Below are 20,862 nucleotides of genomic sequence, written 5' to 3'. Positions count from 1 at the left end.
ACGAGCGGGCCACGTCTTCTCAATGACCTCGCTCGGACGAAACCCGGTGGCTGCTCCGCTGACGCGGCTCCCCTTGACGCCGGAGTTGCCCGCCCGCTACCCACCACCGGAGTCTGATGAAATATCACACTCCACCAAAGACTGACAAGAAGCCGACAGTGCAAGTCTTTGATTGATGCTCAATCCTTTTGACTGACAAAAAGGCGGGCGCCGCATGGCCGCTCGGTGACCGGGCGTCGAGACGTGAAATGCCATGATCTCAGAACCCGAGAAATCCCGCGCGCCCGACAGGGATGCAAGGCATTGCCCTCTGGGATTCCGGGCACTTGGCCCTTGAACGGGCGGCGGATTTCCGGGACGGTGTGGCCCGGCGGCCACACTGTTTCTGCTCCAAGGTGCTCCGACATGCCCTCGACCGTGCTCATCGTCGATGATGAGAAGAACATCCTCCTGACGCTCCAGACGTCGCTGCAGCTGGCGGGCTACCGCACGGAGCTGGCAGCCAGCGGGCAGGTGGCGCTGGACGTGGTGTCCGCGCGCCCGGTGGACGCGGTGTTGATGGACGTGAAGATGCCGGACATGGACGGGCTGACGGCCCTGGCCCGGTTGATGGAGCTCAAGCCGGAGCTGCCCGTCATCATGATGTCCGGGCACGGCACCATCGACACGGCGGTGAAGGCCACCCAGCTGGGCGCCCGCGACTTCCTGGAGAAGCCCATCGCCCGCGACCGGCTGCTGGTGGCGCTGCGCAACGCGCTCAAGCAGCAGGCGATGCTCGAGGAGCTGCAGGCCCTGCGCGCGGAGGTGGGCCGCTACGACATGGTGGGCAGCGGCCCGGCCATGCAGCGCATCTTCTCGCTCATCCAGCGCACCGCGCCCTCCGAGGGCCGGGTGCTCATCACCGGCGAGAACGGCACCGGCAAGGAGCTCATCGCCCGGGCGCTGCACCAGAACTCCAAGCGCAAGAACGGGCCCTTCGTGAAGCTCAACTGCGCGGCGGTGCCCCACGAGCTCATCGAGAGCGAGCTGTTCGGCCACGAGAAGGGCGCCTTCACCGGCGCGGTGAGCGTGCGGCGCGGCAAGTTCGAGCTGGCCCACGAGGGCACGCTCTTCCTGGATGAGATTGGCGACATGCCCCAGGCCATGCAGACCAAGCTGCTGCGCGTGCTGCAGGAGGGCGAGCTGGAGCGGGTGGGCGGCGCGGAGACCCTCAAGGTCAACGTGCGCGTCATCGCCGCGACGAACAAGAACCTGGAGAAGGAGATCGAAGCGGGGCGCTTCCGCGAGGACCTCTACTACCGCATCAACGTGGTGCAGATTCACTCGCCGCCCCTGCGCGAGCGGCGCGAGGATCTGCCCGCGCTGATCGACGCCTTCCTGAAGGAGGCGTGCACGAAGAACGGGCGTCGGCCGCTGTCGCTGTCTCCCGAGGCCCTGGCGGTGATGTCCGCCTACGACTACCCGGGCAACGTGCGCGAGCTGCGCAACCTGGTGGAGCGGCTGGCCATCCTCTGCGAGGGCCCCGTCGTTGCCGGCCAGGAAGCCGCCGAGCTGCTACCGCGCGGAAAGGGCGCCCTGCCACCGCCCGCTCCGGCCGAGGCCTCCACGCCGCGTCCCCCTCCCTTGCCGGTTCCCACGGCGGCGCCCGCGGCCCCGGCGCCCACCAGCGGCTTCCGTCCCCGGGTGGACCGCACCTTCCGCGAGCAGGTGGAGGACGCCGAGCGGGAGATCATCCTCTTCACGCTCGCGCACACCCAGGACAACGTCACCGAGGCGGCGCGGCTGCTCGATCTCGAGCGCGGCCACTTCTACAAGAAGATGAAGGCCCTGGGCCTCCGGCGCGGCGCGGAGAAGGACGCGGGCTCCAGCGGAGGGGAGGGCTGATGAATACGCATGGAGCGGCAATCGGATGGACCCTGGTGCGGGTGGTGTTCGGCCTGACGCTGGGGCTTGCACATGGTCTGCCAAAGGTGACGGGAGACCTCAGCCGCTTCGCCGAGGGCGTGGCGGCGCTCGGCTTCCCCTTCCCCACCTTCTTCGCATGGTGCGCGGCGCTGGCGGAGCTGGTGGGGGGGTTGCTCGTGGCGCTGGGCCTCTTCACCCGGCCCGCGGCGGCCTTCGCGGCCTTCACCATGGTGGTGGCGCTCTACCGCCACCGGGTGGACCCCTTCGGACGCATGGAGCTGGCGCTGCTGTACCTGGCGGTGCTGGCGGCGGCCGTGCTCGTCGGCGGTGGGCCCTACAGCCTCGACGCCAAGGTGCGCCGCCGGAAGGCCTGACCCCCGGGGCCCCGCACCTTCTGCACCCGGCCGCACGCACGCATGCAGGATTTGCGGGCAGCCGGGCACCTCTCCGGACGGCCACCACCTCGCACGCTTGCTGCATCACGGCGGCAGCGGTCCCAGATCGTCTGTGATCCCCGCGAGGTCCCTGAATGCTTCCGGTCCCCCACTTCCGCCCCGCCCGGCTGGCGCGGCCTTCGAAGCGTCACCGCTCCCACCGGGAAGCGCTGACGCCCGATGACCGCGCGCTGCTCACCCCGTGGCTGGCGGAAGTGCGGCGCCATCCCCTCCTGACCCGAGAGGAGGAGGCGGCGCTCGCCCGGCACTTCCGCGAGTGTGGAGACCCGAAGGCCCGCGCCCGGCTGGTGGCCTCGAACCTGCGGCTGGTGGTGAAGCTGGCACGGGAGCACCACCGCCCTCCCCTCCTCCTGATGGACCTCATCCAGGAGGGCAACCTGGGTCTGATCATCGCCGTGGAGCGCTTCGAGCCCGAGCGCGGCGTGCGGCTGTGCACCTACGCGGCCTGGTGGATCCGCGCCTACCTGCTGCGCTTCATCATGGAGAACTGGCGGCTGGTGAAGCTCGGGACCACGGACGTGCAGCGCAAGCTGTTCTTCCGGATGAGACAGGAGGAGGGCCGCCTGCTCGCCTCGGGCCAGGAGGTGAGCCCCGGCCTGCTGGCCGCGCGGCTGGGCGTCCTCGAGGAAGACGTCGTCGAGATGGATCAGCGGCTGCGCCAGGACGAGGTGCGGCTCGACGCCTCCGCCCCCGACGACGAGAAGGGCCGGCCCGCCCCGGCCCGCGCCCTGCCCTCGGGCGAGCCGACCGTGGACGAGGAGCTGGGCCGGCGCGAGCTCACGAGCTGGTTCCAGAAGAAGGTCCACGACTTCGCCCACGCGCTCCACGACGAGCGCGAGCGCTACATCCTGGAGCACCGGCTGCTGGCCGAGGAGCCCGAGACGCTGCAGACCATCGGACAGCACTTCCAGGTCAGCCGCGAACGGGCCCGCCAGGTGGAAGCCGGGCTGATCGCGAGCATGCGGGAGTACCTGCACGAGCACATGCCAGACTTCACCTGGCTGGGCGCGGAGCCAGCGTCCGGCCTGCATGCACCGGCCTGAGCCGGGCCTTCTCACACCGCGGCGGAGGAATTGCACGTGAGCATCGGGGAACACATGGGGACGCGGAGCGCCCCGAGGAGGCGGCAGATGCGGATCGGCGAGCTGATGACGAAGGGCCTGGAGACCATCGAGGCGGATGCGACCCTCCGCGCGGCGGCCGAGCGGATGCGCTCGTACGGGATTGGAGCCCTGCCCGTCACAGACGGAGAGCAGCTCATCGGGATGGTGACGGACCGGGACATCACCGTGCGCGCGACGGCGGCGGGCAAGGACCCGAACCGCACCCCCGTGCGCGAGGCGATGACCCATGCCGTCATCACCTGCGACGCGGATGCCCCCATCTCCGAGGCCGAGCACCTGATGGAGGAGAAGGCGGTGCGGCGCCTGGTGGTGCTCGACGCGTACAAGAACCCGGTGGGCCTCATCAGCCTGGACGACCTGGCCACGGTGCCGGGCGAGGCGCGGCACGCAGGCGAAGTGCTCCGGGAGCTCAACACCCCTCAGTAGCGAACCACTCGAAGAGCGAGAGGGTGCTGCCGCTCAGCCGCTCCAGGGTGTCCTCCATGGCGTCCTGGTTGCCCCAGATGATGTCCCCATCCCCGTGCTTCTCCACCAGCCCGAGGATGAGGTGGCACCAGTTGCCCGTGCCCCGGCTCACATAGAAGCCATACGTCCGGCAGGCCATGGGCCGGTGCGCGTACACCCGGCAGCCGCCGGACTCGCGATCGAGGAACGGGCACGTATAGGGCCGCTGCGTGCCCTCCAGCTCCGCCACGCGGGCCCGGATCTCCGCCTGGGCCTCGGGGGGCAGGGCTTGGAAGCCCTCCCAGAGGTACGTCCACTCCAGCCGGGTGATGGTCAGCGGCGCCGCCAGGTGGCGGCAGCAGTGGTCGCACCCCTTCCGGCAGGGCCACCATGCATGAGTCCCGGCAATGGGGGACACCCTCTCGTCGATGCGCTGGTAGAGGTCCTCCAGCGTCCTGCGTTGCGCTTCGGTGAGTGGCTCCATGGTGGGGGTCCTCGCGGCGGGAGAGGGCCCCCGCAGGAGACCCCAGACACCCTGTGTGAACAAGCGGCCCGGAGGGTGGATGTCATGGACCGGCCCGCTCCCGGAGTGGAGACGGGTGGAACGGGGGCCCAGCAACGCGGGCACGGGAGCGCATAGACTGCCGCCCCATGTCCGAGCTCTCCGAGCCGCTGTCCACTCCGACTCCCGACGCGCCGCCACCGGCGCCGGCGCCCCAGCCGGAGCCAGAGGTCATCCTCCGCACCCAGGGGCTCACCCGCGCCTTCCACGAGGTGAAGGCGGTGAACGGGGTGGACCTGGAGCTGCGGCGGGGCGAGGTGTACGGCTTCCTCGGCCGCAACGGCGCGGGGAAGACGACCACGCTGCGGATGCTGATGGGCATCCTCCGTCCGGACCAGGGTGACATCGAGCTGATGGGCCAGCGGGTGCGCCGGGTGGGCGCGGCCCAGAAGCAGCACCTCGGCTACGTGTCGCAGGAGCAGGTCTTCTACCCGTGGATGACGGCGCTCGAGCTGGGGCGGTTCGTCTCCGGCTTCTACCCGCACTGGGACGACGCCCGCTTCCAGCAGCTCCTCCGGGTGCTGGACGTGCCGAAGGAGCGCAAGTCCGCGCAGCTCTCCGGCGGCACCCGGATGAAGCTGGGACTGGCGCTCGCGCTGGCCCACCGCCCGCCGCTGCTCATCCTCGACGAGCCCACCGCCGGGTTGGATCCGGTCGCGCGGCGCGAGTTCCTCGACATCCTCCGCGACCAGGTCCGGCGCGAGGGACAGACCGCGCTCTTCTCCTCGCACCTCGTCGGCGAGGTGGAGGAGGTGGCGCACCGCATCGGCATCCTCCACGACGGAAAGCTGCGCTTCCAGGGGCGCCTCGACACGCTCCGCCAGTCCGTCCGGCGGGTGGTGCTGGAGACGCCACCCGAGCAGCTCCCGCCCGGCCTCTCGCTCGTGAGGCGCGAGCGCCTGCCGGAGGAGGGACGCCTGGCCCTGGTGCTCTTCGGGACCCCCGCGGACTGGGCCACCAGCCCCTTCGCTCCGGAGACGGTGGAGACGCTGTCCCTGGAGAACATCTTCCTCGCCTACGCGCGGCGGTCGGACGAGCCATGAGCCGGGCCCTCCTCCTCAAGGAGTGGCGCGAGCACCGGGGCGCGTGGCTCCTCCTCAACGGCTTCCTCGGGCTCGTGCTGTTCCTCATGCTCCTGGCGCAGGAGAACACCGCCGAGAAGGGCAGCCTGTTCGCACTGCTCCAGGCGCCCGCCATCATCCTCGCCAGCGTGGGAGCCCTCTTCGTGGGCCACCGCCTGGTGGTGCGCGAGTACGGCCAGCGGACCCAGCTCTTCCTGGAAGCGCTTCCGCTCTCGCGCCCGCGCATCCTCGCCACCAAGCTGGTGCTCGGCGCGGCCGTGCTGCTGCTGCCGCTCGCGGCAACCCTGCTGTTCCTCTGGAGCAGGGCCCGGGTGCACGAGGACGTCACCGCCCGCTTCCTCCTCCTGCTCTCCCTGCGCACGGCCACCCCGGTGCTGCTGGGCTGGAGCTTCTTCGCGCTGGCCGGGCTGCTCGGCCGCTACCGCAACCCCCTCTACCTCCTCCTGGTCATCGCCGCCTTCGCGGCGGACCACCTCACCGAGCTCGATCTCTCCACGGCCGGGCCCTTCGGGCTGCTCGGCGCCGACTTCGCCTTCGAGCGCCAGCGCATCCCCTGGGACGACCTCGTGGGGTGCTGGGCCTTCACGGCGGCGGCGATGGCGCTCAGCTTCGGACTCATCCTCTACCGCGACGGGACCCTGGCCGAGCTGTTCTCCCAGAAGATGAGCCACCGGGAGAAGGTGTTCATCGCGAGTGTCCTCGTCGGGCTCCTCGCGGCGATTTCGATGATGGGCGAGGCGAGGAAGCGGCAGCCCTTCGCCCTGCACGAGGCGGAGCAGACGCAGGTGAAGGAGTCGGCCGTGCAGGTGGCCTCCGGGGTGGGCTTCCCGAAGGAGCGGGCCCAGGCGCTGGCGGAACGGCTCGCGAGGGAGCTGCTGGCGCTGAGCGACTACCTCGGACTGGAGCGGCTTCCGGCCGTGGCGGTGTTGCCCATCCGCGAGCTGGATGCGGACGTGTTCCAGCGCGCGAAGCTCGAGGAGGCCGATGGCGTCGTGGTGCGGGCGAACCTCGCGGCACCGGACTTCGATGCCCGCGCCTTCGAGGCCTTCCTCTTCCGCGAGGTGCTCATCCACGTCAGCGAGGGCGTGGTGCTGCGGGAGGAGCGGCAATGGCTGCTCGATGGATTCACCACGTGGTGGGCGCACCGGAGCCGTCCGGAGGAGCGGCTGTCACCGAGGGCCGCGGTGGCCTCGCGGGAGGGCTTCGACGCCCGGGCCTGGTTGACCACGCGCGAGCGCCTCGGCCCGTGTCTGTCGGGTGCACTGGCCGCCCGGGGAGTCCAGGTGCTGCACACGCGGCTCGGGGAGCCCTCCTTCCAGGCGCTGATGCGGCGCACGCTGGCGCAGCCGCCTGGCACGGGCCTGTGGGGATTCTGGACCGAGCCACGGCTGGCCTCGCTGCTGCGCGAGCAGGAGGGGTTCTCCGAGGAAGAGCTGCTGCGGCGCTGGTCCGAGGCGCTCCGGGAGGACCGCGAGACGCACGCGAAGGAGCTGGAGCGGGTGGCGGGAATGACGCCCTCGCTCACGCTGGTGGCGGAGTCGGCGGAGACGTTCCGGCTGGAGCACACCCTCCAGGCGGCGGAAGGCCAGACGCGTCCCACCCGGTACGCGCTCCTCCACCACAAGCTGGAGCCGTTCGAGAACGAGGTGGCCACGCATGAGCTGTCCCGGCAGGACACGGTGCCGTCCGCGAACGGGGCGCGGCTGCCGGTGGGGCTCGCGCGAGGGGACCGGTGGCTCTTCGTCGTGCAGGTGGACTCCGAGACGCTCGGGTGCCCCATCCGCCTGCTCGCGGAAAGGAAGGAGATCCGATGATCCGCCCGCTCGTGGCCAAGGAGGTGCGTGACCAGCGGCCGTTCCTCTGGCTCGCGCTCTTCTTCATCGCGCTCGACGTGGTGTCGGACCTGTGGACCGAGCCCCTGGGGTTCTCGCCCTACGCCGACACCTTCAAGCGGTTCAACCCGGACGGCGACTTGTCCATGATGACGTTCATCCTCGCCTTCGCGCTGGGCTGCGGCCTGCTGGTGCGCGAGCAGGATGACCGCACGCTGGAGTTCCTCGACGCGCTGCCCACCTCCCGCTGGACGCTCTTCTGGGTGAAGCTGCTCGTCGCGCTCGGCACCGTGCTGGTGTTCCCGTTCGGGACGACGCTGTGGATGATGTTCCACCAGCTCGTGTCCAGCACCTCGCTGGAGCCGGGCCTGCACCTGGACGTGATGGCGGTGGCATCCGTGCTGCGGGTGGCGCAGACGCTCGCGGTGCTGGCCCTGGCCCTGGCCCTGGCGCCCTTGCGGCGGCTGTGCTGGACGGCGCTGGCGGTGCTGATGCTGAGCCAGTCGATCCTCGAGGACCGGATGCCGTGGCTGTCCGCCCTCAACCCGTTCCGCCTCACGGCGCCGCGGTTCGAGGGCACCACGTGGCGCTGGCCCGTGGAAGCGCTGCGCCTCCAGCTCTCGGTGGCCGGCGTGCTGCTCGGCCTGGCGCTGGCGCAGTTCCTCGGGTGGGGCGAGCGGCTCACCGCCTCCGTCCAGCGGCGGCTGCAGGGCTCGTGGCTGGGAACAGTGGCCACGCTCGCCACGGTGGGACTGTTCATCGCGGTCTCCGCGCGCTGGGCCGGGAGCGACGGCAAGGAGAAGGACAGCAGCGGCATCGGTGAGCCCGAGATGGAGTTCCCCACCACGGCCACGGCGCAGGCGACGACCGGGCACTACCAGTTCAGCTACCCCGCCAGCCTCAGCAAGCGCGCCGGGCCGCTCCTGGATGGCTCCGATGGAGCCTTCGAGAAGGTCCGTGCCTTCCTCGGGGTGGAGGCGGGGGAGCCCATCCGCGTGGACCTCAGCGGGAGCGCGCGGCACACGGCGGGCACGGCGTACTGGAACACGCTCCGGATGAACCTCGCCGGGCTCTCCCAGCCCGAGGAGGGCCTGGCGGTGCTCGGACACGAGACGACGCACGTGCTCGCCCAGCGCATCGCGGGGGTGGAGGCCGCGCCCCGCCTGGCGACCCTGAAGCTGCTCAGCGAGGGACTGGCCAGCTACGTGGAGTACCGCCTCTTCTACCCGGCCGGAGCGGAGGAGGAGTACCAGCTCATCGCCGCGGCGGCCCGGGCGAGGCGGGAGGTGAAGACGGAGGAGTTGCTGGACCTGGAGAAGCTCGCGGCCGAGCGGGACGAGAACCAGGTGTACCCGCTGGGGAGGGCCTTCATCGAGGTGCTGGTGCGGCGGCATGGGGACGGAGCCCCGGCGCGCGTGCTGGCGGCGCTCGGGAGGAAGGACGCCCCCGAGGGACTGGAAGGCGCGCTGGCGTGGCAGGACGCGTTCCAGACGGCGGGGATCGACCTGTCCCAGGTGTTCGACGACTTCTTCGTGTACCTGGACGAGCAGGTGGAGCGCCGCCGCGAGGTCATCGACTCCCTGCCGCGTCCGCGAGGCGCCGTGGAGCGCGAGGACGGACAGGTGGGCATCCGGGCCGTCGTGGACGGGAAGGTGCCCGAGGGCTGGGAGGTGGTCTGCCGCTTCCGTTCGGAAGAGACGTCCAGCGCGCACACGTTCGACGGGCCCTACTCGGGCACGGGCCCGCACTGGCGGGCGCCGGCGAACATTTCGGAAGGACGGCTCTGGTACCAGTTGGGGCTCAGGGCACCGCAGGGGCTGGTGCTCTATGAGCCGTGGACCATGGTGAGAGTGGAGTAACCCTACGCGAGGTCTTCGAGCACCGTGGACCAGTGCTTGCGCATCGCCTCGCGGGCCTTCGCGTCTGGCAGCTTCTCCATATGTACGTGGAAGGAGACGCCTCGCGCCTTCGGTACCAGCGTGAGCTGCAGTGTCGCGGGTTTCCTCCATCCTTCTGGCTGCCAGGTCATGCGGATGCGCTGCCCAGGCTTCACCACCCGGACCTCGCCGCGGACGCCGGGGACTCCACGGCGCTTGGGAACCTCGTAGCCCGCCCCCGGCTCGAGCGTCAGCGTCGCACCGGCACCGAGCCATCGCTCCGCCTGTGTTGCAACCCGCTCCCACATTTCACTGGCACTCACCGGCAGCGTGCGAACCACTCCCACCTGGAAGCCCGTCGCCGCGGTCTCGCCCACGACCCGCTTGCCGCGGGCCTGCTCGTACGCCACGGCAATGGACTGCTGCCACCACGTGGACTCCACCTCTCGGGCCAGGTGCGCGACGAGCTGCTTGTGGTTCAGCTCGCCTGCCCCCGCCTTGTCCAGCGCACGCATCCACCCCTTCCAGTCCCGCCCGGTCGCCCCTTTCACGGCGCTGTCGGTCATGCGTTCGGTGATGAGCGCCTTCTTCGCGGCCGCCTTCTTCTTCGTGGCCGAGGGCTTCTTCCCCCTCGCGGCGATCTCCGCGAGCCGCGCCTGCACCAGCGTCTTCACCAGCTTCGCCGGGAGCGGCTTGTCGGGCGGAAAGGTCACGCCGCTCTTCGACGTGGAATAGCCGTCCAGCTGCGCCTTCAGCGCTGGCACCACGCTGCCGCTGAAGGGGTAGTAGCCGCAGTGGCTCTTGAAGAAGGCAAAGCCGCCCACGGCTTTCCCGTCGACCTTGAAGGTGGGCATCCCGTAGCTGATGGTTTCCACCGCTCCCGGAAGCAGCTTGCGGAGCTGCTCGCGCAGCGCCCCCAACGTCTTCTTCGCCGCCGGGTCCTTCAGTCCCGCCAGGTATGCGTCGATCGGCGGTAGCTCTCTCGGATTCGTCGCCATGGTCTTCTCTGCCTCACACCAGCGTGGTTGCTATGGAGCTATGGAGCGTCCCCGGGCTGGAACAGGTACATGTAGCCATCTCCCTGAGACAGGGGAACGAAGTGCTCGACGCTGTCGTTCCGGCCGTGGTGCCCCGGCCCGGAGAGTTCCACGGGCAGGGACGTCGCCGCGAGCAGTGCCTCGCCCTCGTGCGTGAGGGCGTTGTTCACGAGCGACAGCTTCTGGAGGTGGCCGAGTGCCGCCGCGTGCCGGGCCAGCGTCCGCGCCCCCTCGTCCGTCATCAGGCCGAGCGAGAGGTCCACGCTGCGCAGCCTCGGGAGGAGCCGTGAAGAGACGAGCGCCTCGCACAGCTCATCCGTGAAGGTCGCGTTCATCAGCCGCAGGTGGCGCAGCCGTGGGAAGTGCTCGCCGTCGAGGACCGCGGCGAGGTCTTCCACCCGGCAATCCCCTCCATGGCGTGGCGAGCCGAACCACAGGGTGAGCCGGTCCAGCGCGGGCCAGCGGGCCGCGCTCAGGGTCCGGAGCGTGTCGCGCCCGAGCCCAGCGGTGCGGAGTTGGAAGTCGCGCAGTTCGGGCAGATCCACCCGGTCGAAGGTCACCTGCCCGGCCTGGAGCTCCAGCCGCTCCAGGTCGCGCAGCGCCGGCAGGAGCGCGGTGACGTCGGCGCGGGTGGCGAGGAAGCCCTCGATGTTGTCGAAGGTGCAGAGGACGAGATGCCGGAGCGAGGAGGGCACGCCGTGCTCAAGGAACGGCTGGAGGACGTGAGCGAACTCGGACGCCTCCGTCATCACGGAGACCTCGAGCCGCCGCAATCCCTTTCGCCCACCGGACTGGAGCAGCGCGGCGAGGGTGTCGAACTCGAGCGGATCGACCAGTCCCGAGCCGTCGTAGACCACCGAGACCGCGCGGAGCATCCTGCCCTCCCACTCCAGCCCGGCCAGGTCTCCCGCCCGGACCGCGTCTCCGAGGGCGTCCCCGAGAACCTCGCTCGCCAGATCCTTGGGACGGGGGGCTGGCTCCGGGACGGGCTCGCGGAGCACTGCATCGCCACGTGCATCCAGGAGCAGCGCGCGTGGGCTCGCCGGGCCAGGGGGCTCGGCGCCGAGCAGCAACTCGCCTCCCGCGCCCGTGACACGCCGGTACCCTTCGCGCAGCAGCCGCGTGCGCAGCTCCATCTCGGCCTGAATGCTCGCCTCGGACGAGGGATGGAACCGGCGGTCCTCCTTGCCTGGGGTGCCAATCTTCCCCGCGCGGAGCCGCAGCATCGACAACACCTGTTCGAACTCGATGAACTGATCTCCGCGCTCGTAACGCTCCATGGCCCGGTTCTTACACCACCCCATCGGGCGCGTGCGCGTGCGCCCGGACTGCCAGTGATGGTGCCCGCACGTCTGCCTGCGCTAGCTTGCCGCGCCGATTCCTTCTCCGGAGCACCTGCCCCATGCGCTTGCGCTATCGCGTCCTGAAACGCCGCTTCGACGGAGCGGCCTTCCTCGCCGATTGGAGGGCGCAGGTTCAGCAGGACAAGCGGGACCTGAAGGAGAACGCGGGGTTCATCTACTTCCTCAACGGCCCTTTCGGGCTCCTGCTCGCCCTGCCGCTCTCGGCGGGCCTGCGGCTGCTCGGCGTGTTCGAGGCCCTCATCTCGGGCGCCCGGCAAGTGGAGGCCAGCGAGCTCGAGGGCTCCGAGAGCGAGCTCCAGGCCCAGCTGCTCACGGGACGCATCAAGGCGAACGACCTCGTCCTGGTCGATGGGGCCTGGCAGTCCTTCAGCGACACGGCCCTCTTCTCGGACACCTGCTTCGAGGCCGAGAGCAAGAACCGGTGGTGGTCCTGGCTCTCCTGGTGTCTGTCCATGGCGCTCGGGTTCGCGCTGATCGCCGGCCTCGTCTGGGTCATCACCTCCATCCCGCGCTGGATTCACGAGAGCGCCAGGGGGTAGGTGTCCGTACCCGCGAAACGAAGACGGCGCGGGGGGCTGTGCCGCCTCCCCCGCGCCGCCGGAGCTCCGAGCCCTGAATCGAGCGGCTACCGGGTGATGCTCACCGCGGTGTCATCGAGGAAGAAGCTCGTCTTGAGCGAGGCATCCTCCACGCCCTTGAAGTAGACGCGGATCGTCTGGCCCTTGTATGCGCTCAGGTCGAACGTCTTCTGCACGTAGCCCGTGGAGGCGTTCACGTTGCTGTAGGTGGCCAGCGTCGCCAGCGCCGTGCCCGCGCTGTTCTGCACCTGCACCGCCAGCGTGTCGTAGGCGACGGCCTCGGTCTCCGCGGTGGTGATCTTCACCCAGAAGCTGAGCGAGGCGCTGCACGCCGTGGAGGGGATGGAGATCTGCTGGTACAGCGTGTCGGTGTGGCTCGAACCGTAGCCGTTCAGCCACGCCTTGTAGCTGCCCGTGCGCGCCGTGCTGCCCGACGTGGTGCCGTCGATGACACCCGAGCTCGTCGTCCAGCTCACGTTGCCGCTCTCGAAACCGGCGTTGGCCAGGAGCTGCTCGGAGATGGAGCAGCTGCCCGTGACGTTGCTCACCGTGACGGACACCGCGGACGAGGCGCCCACGTTGCCCGCGGCGTCATACGCCTTGGTGGTGAGCGAGTAGCCACCGTTGGCCACGCTGGAGGTATTCCAGTCGAAGCTGTACGGGGCCGTGGTGTCGCTGCCGAGCAGGCTGCTGCCCAGGTAGAACTCCACCTTGCTCACGCCCACGTTGTCGGAGGCATTCGCGCTCACGGTGGTGGTGCCGCTCACCGTGGAGCCGCCCGCCGGAGCGGTGATGGAGGTGCTCGGCGCCGTGGTGTCCCCGCCGCCGCCACCGCCGGTGACGAACATGCTGTAGAGCAGCAGGTTGGGCGAGCCGGTGCCCGGGCTGGTCACCTTGTTCGGGGTGGCGTTGGTGGTGAGCGCCGACATCGTCTGGGCCGGGGTGGCCGAGGGGTTGGCCTGCAGGTACAGGGCCGCCACGCCCGCCACGTGCGGCGAGGCCATGGACGTGCCGCTCATGGAGGTGCTGCCGGTGTCGCTGGAGTACGAGGCCGAGGTGATGCTCGAGCCCGGCCCGAAGATGTCCACGCAGGTGCCGTAGTTGGAGAAGGACGAGCGGGCATCGCTGCTCGTGGTGGAGCCCACGGTGAGGGCGTTGGGCGTACGGGCCGGCGAGTAGCTGCAGGCATTGCCGCTGTCGTTGCCCGCGGCGACGGCCGTCACCACGCCCGCGGCGATCATCCGCTCCACCGCGTCATCCAGCGCCTGGGAGGCGTCGCCGCCGAGGCTCATGTTGGCCACGGCCGGCTTGACGTGGTTGGCCGTCACCCAGTCCAGGCCGGCGATGACCTGGGCGTCGGAGCCGTAGCCCGTGCAGTCCAGCACGCGCACCGGGTGCAGCGTCACCTTCTTCGCCACGCCCCAGGTGGTGCCGCCCACCGTGCCCGCCACGTGCGTGCCGTGGCCGTGGCAGTCCGCCGCGGTGCCGCCCGCGGTGATGGAGTCGAAGCCGTTGCCCACGCGCCCGGTGAACTGCGAGTGCGTCAGCCGCATGCCCGTGTCGATGATGTACGCGTGCACCCCGGTGCCATCGAAGTTGTAGTTGTACGTCGAGTCACGCGGCAGGTTGCGCTGGTCGATGCGATCGATTCCCCACGTCGCGCTCGTCTGCGTGCCCGACGCCGCCACCACGCCGTTCTCCTCGATGTAGGCCACGCGCGGATCCGCCAGCAGCTCGCGCACCTGGGCCTCGGACATCTTCACCCAGAAGCCCTTGAGCGCCCGCTCGTACGTGTGCAGCACCTGGCCGCCTCGCGCCGCCACCAGCTCGCGCGCCACGTCCGAGGGGCCGCGCAGCGCCACGTCCTTCGCGTCCTCGTGCAGCACGACGATGTACTCGTCCGGAATGGACTTCGGCTTGCGCAGGAGCTGGGCCATCTGCCCCACCTCCTTCGACGGAAGGACTCCCTCCTCCCCGGGCAGCGGGCCACCGCAAGCGGCCACGCCCAGCAGGGAGCAGGTGAACAGCGCACGGCTCAGTTTCAGCTTCATGAACGGTCTCCGGGGGGTCGAGGACTACGGGTGAAGAAAACGAGCGCAGCCGGTGGAATTAGTATTCCCGGGACCAACCGGTCAAGACCGCTAATCTCGTTTTCTCCGATTCCGTCTCCCCGGAGACCGGGGGCCTACTGACCCGGGGCCACGTTGGGCCCGAAGCCCAGGGCCAGGGTGGGCAGCACCTTCCACTCGGTCCACGCCGGGCGGGCCCAGGAGGCCTCGGACGAGGCGCTCGCCCCGACGCCCAGGCGCAGGAAACCGAAGCGCCAGGCCACGCCCGCATGGGCACCGTAGGGCAGCAGCAGCCGGGTGTGCACGCTGGCCGTCCAGAAGAGGCCGCGCCCGTCCTGCGAGCGCCACAGCGGCCCTTCGTAGGAGAGCGACTGCGAGGCGATGGAGGCCCCCGCGTACAGCCCGCTCACCGGCAGGGAGAGCACCACCTTCACCTGCTCGACGAAACGCACGCCCGTCATCGCCGGGTAGGCGGGCGCCATCGGTACTTCGTAGTGCAGGAAGGTGCCCGAGTCCTCGCTGAGCACGTCCACGCGATCCAACCGCACCGGCGCGGCCAGGGTGAGGCCCGCGGCCACCAGGGAGAGGGTCAACGGCATGGCGCACGCTCCACGTAGTCGGTGATGAGGTAGTCCAGGGGCCAGCGGCAGTAGGCCTCCAGCTGGGCCTTGGTGTTGGGCGTCCACACGGCCGTCTTCAGCCCGGCCTTGCGCACCGCCTCCAGGGCGGCGCGATCCGCCACCGGGTACGCCACGGCGATGCCATCCGCTCCCGCGTCGCGCGTGATCTGGATGAGCTGCTGCGCGCCCACGGTGCGCTTCAGCTCGTTGAGGAGGCCCACCAGGGTGGTGTTGTCGTCCGCGCCGAAGGCCGGCCAGATGAGGAGCGTCTCCACGTCCTGGCGCGCCTGGAAGGCCTTGAGCAGCTCGCCCCGGGTGGAGGTGACGAAGAAGCGGTTGGGCAGCGCCGCCGCGTTCCAGCGGCCGAGGATCTCCTCGGCGAAGACCTCGGGCGACTCCGTGTACTCCGGGTGCTCCTTGATATCGAGCTGCACCACCATGTCCGGGTGGCCCTTCAGCGCGCTGAGCATCTCGTCGAAGGTGAAGTAGCGGTCGGCCACCTTGAAGGCGCCGAGCATCGCCGGATCTCCCACGCCACCGCAGCGGTAGTCGCGCTGCAGCTCCGCCAGGGTGAAGTCCTTGATGGGAAGGCGCGAGCCCTCGGGCAGCCGGCGGGGCTCCTGCTCATCGGGGCCGAGGGTGTACGTGCACAGCTCGGCGTCGATCCACGCATCATGCGAGAGGATGGGGACGCGGTCCTTGGTGAGGACGACATCCACCTCGATGGCCGGGTAGCCCTCGTGCAGCGCGGCGATCACCGCCGAGCGCGAGTTCTCCGGGTAGTTGCCCGCGCCGGAGCGGTGCGCCACCACGCGCGGCTCACCCGGAGCGTCCACGAGGCCGCAGCCCGTGGCCAGCAGCAGCGCGCAGGTGAGCGCGCCTCCTCTTCGATTCCACCTGGTCGTTGTCATGGGGGGCCCGAGTCGTACCACGAGGGCTCCCCCTCCAACCATGCAACCGCCGTGAAGCTCACGCCCCGAGCGCGGTGGGACGCGCGGCGGTCTCCTGTGCGTCCGCGCCCACCTGCTGCCGGGCGGGGATGAAGGTCATGGCGCGCTCGGCCAGCGCGGTGATGGTGAGTGAGGGATTCACCCCCGGGTTGGCGGAGATGGCCGAGCCGTCGATGACGTACAGGCCCTCGTAGCCGAAGAGGCGGTGCTGCGAGTCGATGGCACCCGTCTGGGGCGAGTCCCCCATGCAGCAGCCGCCGAGGATGTGCGCGGTGGTGGGGATGCCCATCACCGACTCGGAGGCCAGGGTCAAGGGCAGGCCGTCCAGCTTCTCCGCCACCCGGTGGGCCAGCTCGGTGGCCTCGGGGATGTGCGCGGTGGGCGCGGGGCCCTCCTGCAGCCCGGTGGTGAGCCCCTTGGTTCCGCCGGTGAAGAGCCCGCGCCCGCGCCGCATGCGCAGGTGCCCGTCCAGCGTGCGCATGTAGAGGAGGATCATCGACCGCCGGGCGAAGTCGCGGGCGAACCACGAGCCGAGCGTCTTCAACGGGTGGCGCAGGAAGAGGCCGGCCAGGTTCGCCAGCCGCGACAGGGCGGTGGCGCCCCCGACGTGCGGCGCCATCAGGGAGCGGAAGAAGTCCGAGCCCGCCGCGTAACGCACCGGCTCCAGGTGCGAGTGCGCGTCCGTGTGAAGGATGGAGCCGATGGCGATGCCCTTGGACAGGTCCTTGTCACGGAAGCGCTTGCCGGCGAGCACGCCGATGAGCGCCTCCGAGTTGGTCCGCACGCCATCGCCGAGCCGGTCCGACAGCTGGGGCAGCCCGTCCGGGTGCGCCTTGAGCTTGAGCAGCAGGTCCACCGTGCCCAGCACGCCGCCGGAGAAGATGACGTGGCGCGCGGTGAAGCGCCGCTTGCGCCGGGAGAAGCTCGAGGTCCCCTCGAGGGCCTCCACCTCGTAGCCGCCGCCGGGCAGCGGGCGCACCCACGTCACCTCGGTGTCCGCGTGGAGGGAGAGGCCGCGCTTCTCGGCGAAGTAGAGGTAGTTCTTGTCCAGCGTGTTCTTGGAGTTGAAGCGGCAGCCCGTCATGCACCCGCCGCACGAGTTGCAGCCGGTGCGCTCGGGGCCCTCGCCGCCGAAGTACGGGTCCGGCACCGTCACCCCGGGCTTGCCGAAGTAGACGGCCACCGTGGTGGGCTGGAAGTCCTCGCGGCCCATCTCCTTGCCCACCTGCTGGATGATCTCGTCCGGCAGCGTGCGCAGCGGGTTCACCGTGGCCCCGAGCATCCGGCGCGCCGTCGCGTAGTGCGGCGTCAGCTCCGTCTTCCAGTCCGCCAGCGCTCCCCAGGAGCGTGCCTGGAAGAAGTCATCCTTCGGGATGGGCAGCGTGTTCGCGTACACCAGCGAGCCTCCGCCCACGCCTACCCCGGAGAGCACCGTGACGTGGCGGAAGAACGTCATCTTGAACAGGCCCCGCCACCCGAGCTGCGGCATCCACAGCCACTTCTTCAGGTTCCAGTTCGTCTTGGGGAAGTCCTTGGCCTGCAGGCGCCGGCCCTTCTCCAACATCACCACCCGGTAGCCCTTCTCCGTCAGCCGCAGCGCGCTCACGCTGCCGCCAAAGCCCGAGCCAATGATGAGCCAGTCGCAGTCGAAATCCATCGTGTCCTCCCCCCATACGGGGATGGTTCACAGACTACCCGGGAGCACGCTGGCTGCGCTCCTCTTCCCGCTCGGAGGGCAGGCGCTCGGGCTCGGCACGGGGGTAAACCTGGGATGCGGGCACCCTCACCCTGTCCCTCTCCCGAAGGGAGAGGGGAAATGGGCCCGGTGTCACTCGATTACTCGGGGGCGGTCAGTTTCTGGCGGGCGGTCTCCCGGCGCTTCGCTCGCACCTTGCCCGCCACGTTGAGCAGCAGCCGGTCCCTCTCCCAGCGCTCGCGCGTCGGCGCGTCCACCTGCTCCCAGAGCGTCCCCAGCCCGTCCACCCGCCTCCGGCACAGGTCGATGGCACCGGCCAACGCCAGGTGCACCGATGGGGAGGCCGGGTCTGACTGTGACAGTCCCCGCATCGTCACCGCGAGCGCCAGCAGCTCCTCGCGCACCTCGCCCGGCCAGCCCGAACGCCGCGCCACCTGGAGCAGCCACCCGAGCACCGCCGCGAACACGTGGCAGTCCTCCACCGTGCGGAACGGTTTGACGTAGCGCTCGTAGCCGTCGCCGGGCAGCACCTCCCCGGGCGCCACCGCCACCTTGTGCAGCCGCAGCTCCGCGTGGGGTACTTCGGGGACGAAGGGTGTCTCGGGCAGCTCGGCGACCGTCACCCCCGCGCGCCGGGAGTCGATTCTCACGAGCCGCAGCCGGTTGCGGCCCTGCGCGTCCTGTCCCTCGCTGGCCACCACCAGCAACTCGTCCGCCGCGGTGCCCAGGGTGACGAAGGCCTTGGTGCCCTCCAGGCGCAGCGGGCCCTTGTCCGAGCCGGTGAGCCGGGTGTTCATGGCCGCCGGGTGTCCGCCCCCGGCCTCGGTGACGCACAGCGCGTAGCGGTGCCGGGGCGGCAGCTGGGGCAACAAGGTGCGCAGGGCCGAGTGGTAGCCCGAGGCGAACGCATAGCCCAGCCGGTCGGCCGCGAAGCCTCCGGCGAACGCCACGTCCACCGGCAGGGAGAAGCGCGCGGACAGTTGAAGGTGCCGCGACCACCAGTCCTCGACGGAGCCTAGGGGCGCCGGAGTGGGGGGCTCGGTGAGGAGGAACCGCAGGAGCTCGTCCATGCGACGCTCAGTCCTTGAACTCGGTCCACACCGGCGCGTGGTCCGAGGGCTGCTTGCCCTTGCGCGCGTCCCGGTCCACGCCCGCCGCCACCAGCCGCTCCACCAGCGGCGCCGTCGCGAAGATGTGGTCGATGCGCAGTCCCTGGTTCTTCGGGAACGCCAGCATCCGGTAGTCCCACCAGCTGAACTTCTGCTCCGCCGGGTACAGCTTGCGGAACGTGTCCGTCAGCCCGAACGCGCACAGCTGCTCGAGCGCCTTCCGCTCCTTGTCCGTGCAGAGCGTCTGCCCCTGCCACAGCGCCACGTCCCAGACGTCGATGTCCGCCGGCGCCACGTTCCAGTCCCCGCAGAGCACCAGCGGCTCGCCCGGCTTGTGCCGCGTGTCCAGGTAGCGCCGCAGCCGCCCGTACCACTGCAGCTTGTACTCGTACTGCTCCGAGCCCACCGACTGCCCGTTGGGCGCGTACGCGCTCACCACCCGCACCCCGTTCACCGTCGCCGCGATCAGCCGCGCGTGCGTGTCGTCCACCCCGTCCGACAGGCCCTTCACCACGTCCTGGGGCTCCGTCTTCGCCAGGATGGCCACCCCGTTGTACGTCTTCTGCCCGTGCACCGCGGCGTGGTAGCCCGCCTCCCGCACGGCCTCCATCGGGAACTCGGTGTCCTGGCACTTCAGCTCCTGCAGGCACACCACGTCCGGTTGAGCGCTCTTCAGCCAGTCCACCAGCCGGTCCAGCCGGGCGCGGACCGAATTCACGTTCCAGGCAGCGATCTTCATCCCGCCCAACGTCGCACGTCACCTCCAGCCTCGCCACGGTTTTTCCCTTCCTCCTCCCAGGTACACCCTTGTAGGTCCTGTAGCGCGCTGTCGCGCCCGGGCCCTCGGCGCCTGGAACTTCCGGGTGTGGCCCACCGGCCGCACAGGGGCCGCCCGGGGAGCGGGGAGACGTCCTCGTAGACCCTCACCCCCCGCCCTCGCCCAGAGGGAGAGGGAGTCCGCGGGCGGCTGGCACGGGCATCGCAATGCGCTCCTCCCGACAAGGAGCCTCACCATGAAGAACACCATCCTGTCCGCCTGCTTCGCCGCCCTCTCCCTCGCTGCTTGCGATGCCAGCCAGCTCCGGCGGCCCCAGGGGCTCCTTCCCTCCTCCCCCAACCGCCTCGTCAACCGGGTGAGCCCCTCCTCCGAGGCCCCTTTCGTCACCCCGTCTGGGATGCCCTCGCCGGACGTGGTCCTGCCCGAGACGGCCGCGCTCCCCGTGCCTCCCGAGACCCGCGCCGAGGTCCTCCCGCAGCCCGAGGATCTCCTCCCCGCCGAGCCCGCGGACACGCTCTCCCTCCCTCACGAGCCGCACCTCTACCCGGTGGCCCACCTCGACCGCGCCCGCGCGCTGCGCGAGGAAGGTGACCTCTCCGGTGCCCTCACCGAGGCCCGCCGCGCCGTCCACGACGCCGCCGATGATGTCGACGCCGCCGAGCAGGCCCTCGACCTCCTCATCCAGCTCGCCCGCCTCTCCGGCCAGAAGCAGCTCGCCGCCGACGCGTACCGGGAGCTCTCCATCCTCTTCCCCGATGGTCCCGAGCCCCTCGTCCAGCAAGCCCGCCTCCTCCTGGAGCTCGGCGACACCGAGGGCGCCTTCCGGGCCGCCGAGGCCGCGCTCGAGCTCGACATCGAGTACCCCGAGGTCTACCAGGTGCTCGGCCGCATCCACCTCGCCGCCGGCCAGCCCGCCGAGGCCATCGTCCGCTTCCGACAGGCCGTGCACCTCGACCCGTACCACGGGTATGCCCTCAACAACCTCGGGCTCACCTACCTGCAGACCGGCCAGGACGCGCTCGCCGCCGAGGCGCTCGCCCAGGCCGCCTACCTGCTCCCCCAGGTGAGCTTCGTCCACAACAACCTGGGCCTCGCCTACGAGCGGCTCGGCCGCTACGAGGAGGCCCGCATGGCCTTCGACACCGCCACGCGCCTGTCCCCGGGGGACCTCAAGGCCCGCCTCAACCTCCAGCGGTTGAATCGCGAGGCCCGCGCCTCCGTCGATCTCCAGGCGCTCCTCGGGGACCGCTCGTCCCCGGGGTGCCCGGAATAGCCGGGGCCCCCGCGTGTCTCGGGAGCCTCCCCGCCCGGCGGGCCACCAGCCCATTCCGGTTCCGCGCCGGGCGGTTTAACGTCGCCCACCTTTTGTTGTCCCCGCGT

18 protein-coding genes are annotated in these 20,862 nt (G+C 70.4%); 9 read left to right on the top strand and 9 right to left on the bottom strand.

Annotated features, from left to right (window positions below):
- The first annotated feature begins 405 nt into the window (after window positions 1-405).
- The 4 genes from NR798_RS14745 to NR798_RS14730 all read left to right on the top strand — a co-directional run bounded on the left by NR798_RS14745 (window position 406) and on the right by NR798_RS14730 (window position 3,910).
- Entirely contained in the window at window positions 406-1,884 is a 1,479-nt protein-coding gene (locus NR798_RS14745) for a sigma-54-dependent transcriptional regulator (RefSeq protein WP_375772099.1), read from the top strand.
- The gene (locus NR798_RS14740; protein WP_375772098.1) at window positions 1,884-2,279 is read left to right on the top strand and encodes a DoxX family protein; all 396 of its coding nucleotides are present in this window, start codon (window positions 1,884-1,886) and stop codon (window positions 2,277-2,279) included. Before NR798_RS14745 ends, NR798_RS14740 begins: the two co-directional genes overlap by 1 nt.
- Before the next feature lie 155 nt (window positions 2,280-2,434).
- On the top strand, window positions 2,435-3,403 hold the full coding sequence (locus NR798_RS14735) for an RNA polymerase factor sigma-32 (RefSeq protein ID WP_375772097.1): 969 nt from the start codon (window positions 2,435-2,437) through the stop codon (window positions 3,401-3,403).
- A gap of 87 nt (window positions 3,404-3,490) precedes the next feature.
- Window positions 3,491-3,910, top strand: a complete 420-nt coding sequence (locus tag NR798_RS14730; RefSeq protein WP_375772096.1) for a CBS domain-containing protein — start codon at window positions 3,491-3,493, stop codon at window positions 3,908-3,910.
- Here the strand turns inward: NR798_RS14730 and NR798_RS14725 are convergent.
- Window positions 3,894-4,412: a YkgJ family cysteine cluster protein gene (locus tag NR798_RS14725; RefSeq protein ID WP_375772095.1), complete on the bottom strand. Its 519-nt coding sequence runs from the start codon at window positions 4,410-4,412 to the stop codon at window positions 3,894-3,896. The two genes, NR798_RS14730 and NR798_RS14725, sit on opposite strands and share 17 nt — an antisense overlap.
- Before the next feature lie 167 nt (window positions 4,413-4,579).
- On the opposite strand from NR798_RS14725, the gene NR798_RS14720 reads away from it, so the two are divergent.
- From NR798_RS14720 to NR798_RS14710, 3 genes are read left to right on the top strand one after another with little or no spacing between them, the layout of a single operon-like run.
- Window positions 4,580-5,533, top strand: a complete 954-nt coding sequence (locus tag NR798_RS14720; protein ID WP_375772094.1) for an ABC transporter ATP-binding protein — start codon at window positions 4,580-4,582, stop codon at window positions 5,531-5,533.
- The gene (locus tag NR798_RS14715; RefSeq protein WP_375772093.1) at window positions 5,530-7,386 is read left to right on the top strand and encodes a hypothetical protein; all 1,857 of its coding nucleotides are present in this window, start codon (window positions 5,530-5,532) and stop codon (window positions 7,384-7,386) included. The genes NR798_RS14720 and NR798_RS14715 overlap by 4 nt, the downstream gene beginning before the upstream one ends.
- On the top strand, window positions 7,383-9,263 hold the full coding sequence (locus NR798_RS14710; RefSeq protein WP_375772092.1) for an ABC transporter permease: 1,881 nt from the start codon (window positions 7,383-7,385) through the stop codon (window positions 9,261-9,263). Before NR798_RS14715 ends, NR798_RS14710 begins: the two co-directional genes overlap by 4 nt.
- 2 nt (window positions 9,264-9,265) lie before the next feature.
- Here NR798_RS14710 and NR798_RS14705 read toward each other — a convergent pair whose 3' ends face one another.
- Both NR798_RS14705 and NR798_RS14700 read right to left on the bottom strand, forming a co-directional pair.
- Window positions 9,266-10,279, bottom strand: a complete 1,014-nt coding sequence (locus NR798_RS14705) for a DUF1801 domain-containing protein (RefSeq protein WP_375772091.1) — start codon at window positions 10,277-10,279, stop codon at window positions 9,266-9,268.
- A 38-nt stretch (window positions 10,280-10,317) separates the two neighbouring features.
- Window positions 10,318-11,598: a hypothetical protein gene (locus NR798_RS14700; RefSeq protein ID WP_375772090.1), complete on the bottom strand. Its 1,281-nt coding sequence runs from the start codon at window positions 11,596-11,598 to the stop codon at window positions 10,318-10,320.
- A 122-nt stretch (window positions 11,599-11,720) separates the two neighbouring features.
- Here NR798_RS14700 and NR798_RS14695 point away from each other — a divergent pair, with 122 nt between their 5' ends.
- On the top strand, window positions 11,721-12,221 hold the full coding sequence (locus NR798_RS14695; protein WP_375772089.1) for a hypothetical protein: 501 nt from the start codon (window positions 11,721-11,723) through the stop codon (window positions 12,219-12,221).
- 86 nt (window positions 12,222-12,307) lie between these two features.
- Here the strand turns inward: NR798_RS14695 and NR798_RS14690 are convergent, their stop codons facing one another.
- The 6 genes from NR798_RS14690 to xth all read right to left on the bottom strand — a co-directional run bounded on the left by NR798_RS14690 (window position 12,308) and on the right by xth (window position 19,443).
- On the bottom strand, window positions 12,308-14,311 hold the full coding sequence (locus tag NR798_RS14690) for a S8 family serine peptidase (protein WP_375772088.1): 2,004 nt from the start codon (window positions 14,309-14,311) through the stop codon (window positions 12,308-12,310).
- Between the two features lie 134 nt (window positions 14,312-14,445).
- Window positions 14,446-14,928, bottom strand: coding sequence for a hypothetical protein (locus tag NR798_RS14685; RefSeq protein WP_375772087.1), 483 nt, complete (start codon window positions 14,926-14,928; stop codon window positions 14,446-14,448).
- Entirely contained in the window at window positions 14,919-15,860 is a 942-nt protein-coding gene (locus NR798_RS14680; protein WP_375772086.1) for a glycerophosphodiester phosphodiesterase, read from the bottom strand. The genes NR798_RS14685 and NR798_RS14680 overlap by 10 nt, the downstream gene beginning before the upstream one ends.
- Before the next feature lie 58 nt (window positions 15,861-15,918).
- Complete coding sequence (locus NR798_RS14675) at window positions 15,919-17,556, bottom strand: GMC oxidoreductase (RefSeq protein WP_375772085.1); 1,638 nt, start codon at window positions 17,554-17,556, stop codon at window positions 15,919-15,921.
- Between the two features lie 179 nt (window positions 17,557-17,735).
- Window positions 17,736-18,665: an acyl-CoA dehydrogenase family protein gene (locus tag NR798_RS14670; RefSeq protein ID WP_375772084.1), complete on the bottom strand. Its 930-nt coding sequence runs from the start codon at window positions 18,663-18,665 to the stop codon at window positions 17,736-17,738.
- 7 nt (window positions 18,666-18,672) lie between these two features.
- Window positions 18,673-19,443: an exodeoxyribonuclease III gene (xth, locus tag NR798_RS14665; protein ID WP_375772083.1), complete on the bottom strand. Its 771-nt coding sequence runs from the start codon at window positions 19,441-19,443 to the stop codon at window positions 18,673-18,675.
- 274 nt (window positions 19,444-19,717) lie between these two features.
- Here xth and NR798_RS14660 point away from each other — a divergent pair, with 274 nt between their 5' ends.
- Window positions 19,718-20,755, top strand: a complete 1,038-nt coding sequence (locus tag NR798_RS14660; protein WP_375772082.1) for a tetratricopeptide repeat protein — start codon at window positions 19,718-19,720, stop codon at window positions 20,753-20,755.
- The last annotated feature ends 107 nt before the right edge of the window (window positions 20,756-20,862 follow it).

Origin of the sequence: Archangium gephyra (assembly GCF_042230915.1) — a bacterium.
Lineage (GTDB): Bacteria > Myxococcota > Myxococcia > Myxococcales > Myxococcaceae > Archangium > Archangium gephyra_B.
Note: the sequence above shows the minus strand (reverse complement) of the source record. Positions and strands in the feature narration are given on the sequence as shown.